This is a genomic window from SAR324 cluster bacterium (assembly GCA_029245725.1).
In the GTDB taxonomy this organism is placed as follows: Bacteria; SAR324; SAR324; order SAR324; family NAC60-12; genus JCVI-SCAAA005.
This window is the reverse complement of record JAQWOT010000155.1, coordinates 1-8,488: the sequence shown is the minus strand read 5'-3', so window position 1 is coordinate 8,488 and position 8,488 is coordinate 1. Positions and strand designations below refer to the sequence as shown.

Below are 8,488 nucleotides of genomic sequence, written 5' to 3'. Positions count from 1 at the left end.
AATAAATTGATTGATTTGATGAAAAATATAAGTATTCCGTTGATTGTCCTTGGAAGTTCAGGTGCAGCGGTCATTATCAGAATCTTAAGAAGTTCAATGCTGGACGAATTAGAGAAACAATACGTTACAACAGCAAGAAGTAAAGGAATGTCAGAAATAAATATTTTATTCAAATACCCATTCAGGATTGCTATAAACCCCCTTATCAGTACGATAGGTTGGTTACTCCCAGCAGCTGTTGGTGGTGAAGTTGTTATATCGAAAGTATTAAACATGCCAACTACTGGCCCAGTGCTATTGAAAGCATTGATGGGTGAAGATATGTATTTAGCAGGTGGTATACTCTTTATCTTAAGTATTCTAACGATCATAGGAACATTAATTTCAGATATTTTGCTAGCGATGTTAGATCCAAGAATAAGATATGAATAAAACTTATTAAAAAAAATGGAAAAACATCAAAAAAAACTTCTTGATAAATATAAATCACAGCAAAATAAATATAAAGATTATCAGGAAATTCTTTACAGTGCATCCCAATTTAAACTAATTAAAATTAAATTTAAAAAACATAAACTTGCACAAGTAAGTCTCTACATTTTAGCATTATTTTATTTGATAGCCCTTTTCGCAGAATTTGTTGCCCCTTATGCGAAAAGTTTTAGAGTTGCAGATCGTCAGTTTATCCCACCAAATGCAATACACATTTTCGATGCATCCAAAGCCCTTACAAGACCATTTATTTATGAGTATACAAAAACTTTAGACAAGAAAACTTTCAAATGGATTTACAAAGAGAATAAAGAAAAGACATTAGAAATTAAATTATTTTGTACTGTTGAACCATTTGATTTGGTTGGGATAATCAAAATATCTAAAAAGTTGTTTTGTACGGAAAAAGGATATATCCATCTATTCGGCACAAATAAATTGGGTTTAGATTTATTCTCACAAACAATTTATGCATCAAGAATATCACTTTGTGTCGGGCTTATCGGAGTCTTCCTAAGCTTTGTAATCGGTGTATTACTTGGTGGAATATCTGGTTATTTTGGTGGATCAATTGACAATATAATTCAGAGATTAATTGAGCTTTTCATCAGTATCCCCCAAATTCCTCTTTGGATTGCGCTCTCAGCTGCAGTACCCGATCATTGGTCTGGAATCCAAACTTTTTTTGCTATTACAATCATACTTTCTTTTGTCGGATGGACTGGATTGGCAAGAGTAGTAAGAGGGCGTCTAATTTCTCTTAGAGAAGAAGACTATGTGATGGCTGCAAAAATCTCTAATGCCAGTAACTTTACTATAATAAAAAGGCATTTGATTCCTGGTTTTTTCAGTTATCTGATTGTACATGCAACTCTATCTGTTCCACAAATGATTCTTGGTGAAACAACATTGAGTTTCTTAGGACTTGGTATACTTCCTCCAGAAACAAGTTGGGGAGCACTTCTTCAAGATGCTCAGCAAATTACCATGATTGCAAATTATCCGTGGTACCTTATCCCGTGCCTGTTTGTAATAGTATCGGTTCTCCTTTTCAATTTTATTGGAGATGGAATAAGAGATGCCGCTGATCCCTACTCACAGTGAAGAATCTATAAGATTATCTATCCAAAATTTGAAAACTTTCTTTTTTTTAGATGAGGGCTTACTAAAAGCTGTAAATGGTGTCAGCTTTGACCTCAGAAAAAGAGAAGTTATTGGGATTATTGGTGAATCAGGTTGTGGAAAATCAGTTCTAGTTCGTTCACTTATAAATATTATAAGGAAACCTGGCTATATTATTTCTGGTGCTATTAAATTAATACAAGATAGTGGAAATGAAATAGATATTGCCAAACTGAGATCCTCAGATAGACAACTTAGAAAAATTAGAGGTAGGGAAATCTCTATTATTTTTCAGGAACCAATGACGAGCTTATCACCAGTTCACACTGTAGGCTCACAAATACTAGAATCCTTTCTATTGCATCAAAAGATTTCAGCAGGGGAAGCTAAACATGCCACAATTGAGATGATTAATGCAGTTGGCATTCCCAACCCTGAGCAAAGATATCATGAATATCCTTACCAACTTTCTGGTGGAATGCGTCAAAGAATTATGATTGCAATGGCTCTTTCCTGCAAACCAAAAGTTCTTATTGCTGATGAACCGACGACTGCATTAGATGTAACTGTTCAAGCTCAGATTCTTGATTTAATAAATTCTTTAAAAAATAAATATGATACTTCTATTATTTACATTACACACGATTTGGGTGTCATCGCTGAAACCAGTGATATCGTGTGTGTGATGTATCTTGGAAGAATAGTTGAGATTGCTACTACTAAGGAAATTTTTTCCAATCCACAACATCCTTATACACAAGCATTGATTAAATCTATTCCAAGAATTGATAAAGTTAATCAAAAATTAGATCCTATTGAAGGAAATGTACCTATTCCAATTAATTTACCATGGCAATGTAGCTTTTATAACAGATGTAAATTTGCAACTCTGAAGTGCTCTAATTCAGTACCAAGTCTTCAGGGAATGGACCATCACAAAGTAAGCTGTTTCCTACACAGTAGTTTAGAAGAGAAGGATGATGAGTGGAGCAGAATATAATTTACTTGAAGTTCGAAATCTCATGAAGTCTTTTGCTATTTCTAAAGGTGTTTTTGGTACAAATAAGGGTTATCTGAAAGCAGTAAATGATGTTTCATTTGATTTACAAAAAGGTGAATCACTTGGCATTGTTGGTGAGTCTGGATCGGGCAAAACAACTCTTGGAAGATGTTTGATTCGAGGTATCAAACCTACTAATGGTTCCATTCTTTTTAGAACGGTCGATAGAACGATGGATCTTTCTTCTGTTGATGATCGCACGATAAGAAATGTACGCAAACATTTTCATATGATTTTCCAAGATCCTTATTCTTCGCTTAATCCTACAATGAATGTGCTAGAACTTGTTAAAGAACCATTGATTTACAATGATCTTGCAACTGGTGAACGTGCTAACGAATTGGTATTTAGTATGCTCGAAGAGGTGGGCCTTGAAAAAAAACATGCTCACAGGTATGCACATGCTTTTAGCGGTGGTCAACGGCAACGAATTGGTATTGCAAGATCTTTGATTACGAAACCTGAACTTATAATATGTGATGAGCCTGTTTCAGCTCTTGATGTGTCTGTTCAAGCTCAGATCTTAAATCTTCTGGAGTTACTCAAAAATAAGTTTGGGTTGACTTATATTTTCATATCACACGACTTAAGCGTTATTAAACATATTACTGACCGTGTTGCAGTAATGTATGTTGGCAAAATTATTGAAATAGCAAGAACAGATTCTCTGTTTGACAAGCCACATCATCCCTATACAGAAGCACTTCTTTCAGCTGTACCAATTCCTGACCCTTCACACCAGTCCAAGAAAATTATTCTCTCTGGTGAGATACCTAATCCCGTTTCTCCTCCCAAAGGATGTTTCTTTCATCCCAGATGTAGGTATGCCCAACCAAAATGTACAACTGAAATGCCTGTCCTTAAAAGTCATGGAAATCAGCATTATTCTGCTTGTCATTTTTCTGACCAGTTTGGCTCCAAGTAAACTTACCAGAATTAAATATAATGATTTCTTTATCTGATGACCTTGTTCTTAATTATCATATTATGCATCCAGGTGGTGCTAGTGAACCTGCAGATCCTAACGGAGCTCTTTTTTACAAGAATAAATATCATCTTCACTATATTTTACAGCATGACTATCGATTAAGAGATAATTCCAAGAAATCTTACTCATTTATTCACATTACAAGTGACAACTTAATAAACTGGCATTGGGAAAAAACTACTTTACAGCCATCTTTTACTGGCCATGGGATGTTTAGTGGCACGGGCTTTTTTACCAAATCTGGTATTCCAGCAATCATATATCATGGTGAAGCCACTGGTAATAATTTTATAGTTACAGCAAATGATAACGAGTTAAATTCTTGGAACCCACCTTTAGCTGTCCAAGTAGCTACTTTGCCTGATGGTCATCATGATCGCTGGGATCCTGATTGTTTTATAATCGGTGACCACTACTATTCAATATCTAGCGGTAGAGAACAGAAATTATTCAGATCTTCAGACTTATATGATTGGCAATACGTTGGAAATTTCTTGGCTAATGAAACTGCTGATGTTGTTTATGGTGAGGACATTTCGTGTCCCAACTTTTTTAAACTTGGAGGAAAATGGATTCTACTATGTATAAGTCATTCTTTTGGATGTAGATATTACATAGGTGATTGGGATTTTTCTTCTGAACAGTTTGTTCCTACACATCATTATAGACTTAACTGGCCCGCACCTGATGCTGATTTAGTTAGTACAACGAACCGTGATTTCTTCGCACCTGAATCTCTGGTGACCCCCGATAATAGACGTGTTATGTGGGCATGGCTCAGAGACAAATCAATTCGTTCTCTATCAATTCAATCCTTGCCCCGTGAACTATCCCTTTTGAACAGTACTCAACTCGCTTTTAATCCTCTGAAAGAACTTCAATCATTAAGATTTGCGAACCAGTTATTCAGCAATATTACTATTATCCCTGAGCCTGCAAATCATAGCGGATATGATATTTACAAAGTAACTGAAATTGATTGTGATTCCTTCGAAATCTCATTGAGAATAAATTCTGATCAGTTTTACAGGAAACGTTTTGGAATTTTTCTTTTTGGCTCAGATAGATCCTCAGGTTTACAGATTCTCTTCTCTAGAGAATCTGGATGTATTCACTTAGGAAAAAAGATTATTCCATTCAACTATGATCTTGTTGTTAATAAATCTATATTTGATTTAAGGATTTTTGCCGATAAATATTTAATTGAAGTTTTTTTTGATGAGTATTTGTTTGGGAGCGTGGTCTATTTTGATTATGTTAGAGGTAATGAATTTCTAGTTTATGCTTATGGTAACAAATTAAATATTAATGCTATAGAATTTTGGAAGCTTAGAAAATGTAATCAAGGCTTCCTTGCAGCCAAAGAAAATTTAATATGGCAACCTGATATTCTTACTTAAATTTCAATATTTAAAGAGATTATTTTATGAAATCTGTGCTCCCCTCAAGAGTCCCTTTTTTTAAATTCTCTTCCTCATTTACTGAACAACAAAGAGAACTTGAGAGTAACCCACTCCTACAAAGAATGAGTGAATCTCGGATACGGATGAAGGATGATAAATTTCGTCCAAAATATCATTATATCAATCCTGAAGGTAATCTAAACGATCCCAATGGGCTGTGTTTTTGGCAGGGCAATTGGCATCTTTTTTATCAAGCGTATCCTCCTGAAGATACCAGGCAACATTGGGGTCATGCAATAAGCCATGATTTGATTCATTGGAGAGATCTACCGTATGCAATTTATCCTGTCCCAGAAAATTGTTGTTTTTCTGGTGCAACCTTAGTTGAGGAGAATCGTGTTATTGCAATGTACCATGGTACTGAAGTGGGTAATATTGTGGCAATATCTGATGACCCACTGCTACTCAATTGGAAAAAGCTCACCAATGACGCCGTTATACCCCTGAACACATCTGACAGGAGCAGAGCTTATCATCTCGATAAATTCTCAGTCTACGATCCCTGCATATGGAAATGCCGGGATCATTATTACTCCTTATCTGGAGGTGTTGAAGCTAATGGCCCTTCAGGACAATATTTGGCTGCTGATTTTCTTTTTAAGTCAAAAAATTTAATCAACTGGGAGTTCGTTCATTCTTTTATTGAAGATGATATCTTTACAAGAATTGGTGATGACGGTGCATGCCCGTACTTCTGGCCTATTGGCGATCAGCATATCTTGTTATTTTTTAGCCATATGTCAGGTGGGCAATATATCTTAGGTTCATACGATATAGATAAACAGAAATTCAGTGCTAAAAAACACGGCTTATTTAATTTTGGTGCAGCTCATCCTTCGGGTGTACACGCTCCTACAGCTGCACCTTTCGATGATGGTAGTGTAATTGTCATATTCAACATGAATAAAGGAAAAAATTGTGATGGTTGGGATCAAATAATGACGCTTCCAAGGAAATTATCACTTAACTCCAGTGGTAGTTTAGAAATTACTCCTGCTGGTGACATACAATCTCTTCGAGACAAGCACATTCATATTAGTCACCAATTGATTCAACACAATGAAGAATTAAGAATCCGAGAAATTTACTCAAATTCTTGTGAACTCGACTTTAAAATACACATAAAAGATTGTTCACTTTTTGTCATAAATTTGCTGTCTTCTTCAGACAAATCTGAGTACACAAGTATATGCTTTTATCCATATAGAGGCTTTAACGATAGGTTTAGAACTTCTCACCTATTAACTGAGAGTAATGCTAACGTTACTAAATCAAAGGGTAATCAAAGTATAGTTTCAATTGACTCTAGCAACTCTTCCATTCTTTCTGATGTTATGATACGGCCGCCAGAGTGCGGCCCCTTCAATCTCGATCCGAGTGGAATTCTAGATGTTAAAATATTTATTGATCGTAGTGTGGTTGAAGTGTTTATTGGAAACCAACAATGCTTGGCTGTTCGTGTGTACCCCAGTTTAGAAGATAGCAAAGGTCTATCAGTAAAAAGCTATGGTGGTAAAGCAGAAATTCTCAATCTTGATGTGTGGGAGATGAAAAGTATTTATACAAGTATAAATTGAAAATTTGTTATGTTTTTTTTGGGAACTGCTGGATTTTATTCAAGTTCTCTCAGGGATGAGAAGAAATCTATGTTCTCTGTTGCTGAATCAGCAATTCAGTCAGCTTTGGAACTTGGTATCAATCACATTGACACAGCTAATATTTACAGTAATGGAGAGTCAGAAACTGTAATCGGTAGGGTTTTCAGAAAAGATCAATCTCTTAGAGAAAAAATATTTTTACAGACAAAATGTGGAATTAAATTTTCTGAAATTGATAATAAAATTTATTATGATACCAGTAAAAGACATATACTTTCGCAAGTAGAAGCCAGCCTGAAAAGAATGTGTACTGATAGATTAGATTCCTTGCTTATCCATAGACCTAACCCTTTGATGTCTGCCCAAGAAATCTCTGAAGTGGTTGTAACACTTGTCGACTCAGGGAAAATATTGAATTTTGGGGTAAGTAATTTTTCTCCATCTCAGATCGAACTTCTAAGAAAAAATATTCCTTTCCCTATTTATACAAATCAGGTCCAACTTAATCTAATCCACACAGTACTTCTCGATACTGGAATCGAAGGTCTCAACGAATCAACCGAGTATCCTGTTGGTACTGGCACATTAGAATATTGCCAAGCTAATGATATTATCATTCAAGTTTGGTCTCCTATTGCCCGAGGTGTCTTGACTTCAAATAATACTGTTTCCATGGTTCCTGACCAAAATCCAAAAATCCCTATTTTGAAAGAAAAATTATCTAACTTATCTCTTAAATATGAATGTACTCCAGAATCTATCTTAATTGCTTGGCTACTAAGAATTCCATGTAAAGTTAGTCCTATAATTGGTTCTCTAGATTTCCGTACTATGAAAGCCTGTGTTGATGGAAAAAAAGTCAAATTGGATGATGAGGACTGGTATAATTTATATCGTCTTTCTAAGGGTAAAGATTTTCCATAATTCTTATCTTTAGCATTTCTTTAGCATGTTTTCTTGTTTGCTATTCTGAATAAATTGTTTTCTAATGACTTTTATTTTTGTACATCCTTAAAAATTTAATTGAAATTTTTATAATTTTTTAAAATGTGGCCAATTGTTTGATCATATTGCTAATAGATATGAGGAGATGTAATGATATTACATATTTGCTTTCTGCCTAGTGTAATACAGTAACAAGTTTTGACTACTCTAAGAGTTTTATTTTGATTATTAGAGCCTCTTTCCAAATTCTAATTCTGCTCAAAAACTACCCAACTTAAGAATGTAGAACTCTCCAAATCTTGGAACAGCTTATCTCAAACTGCTAAATTTCCAGAAAACTTTGGAGATTTTAATTCCATTGGCTACAGTTCTATCGCTACAGCCTTAGCGGTGTCTGAAGATGGCTTGTGGATCCCTTTTGATATCGGTGATGAGCGTGCTCAAACTGCTCATGTGTTCTCTCAGAATGCTGTTGCTGACCAGTGAAACTGGTCCTAGTAAATGTCAAGGAGAGCTTGAAGAAACTTCTGCAAGCTGGTCACAACTAGCCTGTGATCTGGCCTTAATTGGTGCAGATTAGACATCGTATGCGGAATATTATGAATACTGTCCAAAGCTATTCCGGCTGGGTGGATCAATATTGGTTGACAACGTCTTGTGGAGCGGCCAAGTAGCTGACGCTTCGAATCATGATAAGGACACAGAAGCCCTACGAATATTCAATGCAGCTTTGTCCAGTGATCAACGTGTTGATCTATGTATGGTTCCAATTGGAGATGGACTGACTATCGCTCGAAAACGTTGAAGAACTATCAACCTA

The 8,488-nt window shown here is 35.4% G+C and carries 7 protein-coding genes and 1 pseudogene; all 8 read left to right on the top strand.

Translation table 11 applies throughout. The features are described from left to right. The coding region (locus P8O70_07890; protein MDG2196797.1) for an ABC transporter permease at nucleotides 1-432 on the top strand (432 nt) is incomplete at its 5' end. A 15-nt stretch (nucleotides 433-447) separates the two neighbouring features. Continuing rightward, nucleotides 448-1,596 (top strand): ABC transporter permease, encoded by a 1,149-nt coding sequence (locus P8O70_07885; protein MDG2196796.1) that lies wholly within the window; start codon nucleotides 448-450, stop codon nucleotides 1,594-1,596. Continuing rightward, nucleotides 1,571-2,614, top strand: a complete 1,044-nt coding sequence (locus tag P8O70_07880; GenBank protein MDG2196795.1) for an ABC transporter ATP-binding protein — start codon at nucleotides 1,571-1,573, stop codon at nucleotides 2,612-2,614. The genes P8O70_07885 and P8O70_07880 overlap by 26 nt, the downstream gene beginning before the upstream one ends. Beyond that, nucleotides 2,595-3,599: an ATP-binding cassette domain-containing protein gene (locus P8O70_07875; GenBank protein MDG2196794.1), complete on the top strand. Its 1,005-nt coding sequence runs from the start codon at nucleotides 2,595-2,597 to the stop codon at nucleotides 3,597-3,599. The genes P8O70_07880 and P8O70_07875 overlap by 20 nt, the downstream gene beginning before the upstream one ends. 20 nt (nucleotides 3,600-3,619) lie before the next feature. Continuing rightward, nucleotides 3,620-5,062 (top strand): glycoside hydrolase family 32 protein, encoded by a 1,443-nt coding sequence (locus P8O70_07870; GenBank protein MDG2196793.1) that lies wholly within the window; start codon nucleotides 3,620-3,622, stop codon nucleotides 5,060-5,062. Between the two features lie 26 nt (nucleotides 5,063-5,088). Further along, complete coding sequence (locus P8O70_07865) at nucleotides 5,089-6,702, top strand: glycoside hydrolase family 32 protein (protein ID MDG2196792.1); 1,614 nt, start codon at nucleotides 5,089-5,091, stop codon at nucleotides 6,700-6,702. A gap of 9 nt (nucleotides 6,703-6,711) precedes the next feature. Continuing rightward, nucleotides 6,712-7,647, top strand: a complete 936-nt coding sequence (locus P8O70_07860; GenBank protein ID MDG2196791.1) for an aldo/keto reductase — start codon at nucleotides 6,712-6,714, stop codon at nucleotides 7,645-7,647. A 616-nt stretch (nucleotides 7,648-8,263) separates the two neighbouring features. Next, nucleotides 8,264-8,473, top strand: a pseudogene (locus P8O70_07855) (SAM-dependent methyltransferase). Nucleotides 8,474-8,488 lie beyond the last annotated feature (15 nt).